The sequence below is a fragment of the Pseudoroseomonas cervicalis ATCC 49957 genome, assembly GCF_000164635.1.
GTDB classification, from domain to species: Bacteria; Pseudomonadota; Alphaproteobacteria; order Acetobacterales; family Acetobacteraceae; genus Pseudoroseomonas; species Pseudoroseomonas cervicalis.
This window is the reverse complement of the sequence record NZ_GG771229.1, coordinates 1-589: the sequence shown is the minus strand read 5'-3', so window position 1 is coordinate 589 and position 589 is coordinate 1. Positions and strand designations below refer to the sequence as shown.

Here is a 589-nt window from a genome sequence, read left to right as displayed (position 1 = left end):
CGCGGCGCCGAGGGCGCGCAACCGGCCGCGCAGCACCGCGGCCATCGCCGCCGGGTCGGGGGCGGTGCGGGCGGTGAACTGCACCAGGCTGTCGAACACGGCGAACTGGTTCTTCACCCGGTGGTCCAGCTCGCGCACCAGAAGCTCCAGCGCCTGCTCGGTGCGGCGGCGCTCGGTGACATCCTCGACGATGCCGGCCTGGCGCGGACCCTCGGCGCCGCAGGCCTCGCGCAGCGGCGCGCCGCGCAGCGCCACCCAGCGCTCCGCCCCGTCATCGGCGCGGCGGATGCGGCATTGCAGGCGCCATTCGCCGCTGGCGCGCCCGGCCTCGCGCAGCACCGCCAGCACCGCGCCGCGCTCCTCCCGCGCCACTTGGCGCAGGAACAGCCTCGGGCTCCAGGCGGCGCCGGTGGCCAGGCCGAAGATCGCGTCATGCCGGGGCGAGCGCAGGCTGAGGCCGGTCTGCGGGTCGTATTCCCAGGCGCCGATGCCGGCGCCCTCGGTGGCCAGGCGCAGCCGGGTGGCGCCCTGGTGCAGCGCCGCCTCGCGGCTGCGCACCGCCTCCACCAGCCCGGACAGGGCGGCGGAG

The 589-nt window shown here is 77.9% G+C and carries 1 protein-coding gene; it reads right to left on the bottom strand.

Going from position 1 to position 589, the window contains the following annotated elements; genetic code table 11:
* On the bottom strand, positions 1 to 589 hold a 589-nt coding region (locus HMPREF0731_RS22715; RefSeq protein WP_007006627.1), incomplete at both ends, for an HWE histidine kinase domain-containing protein.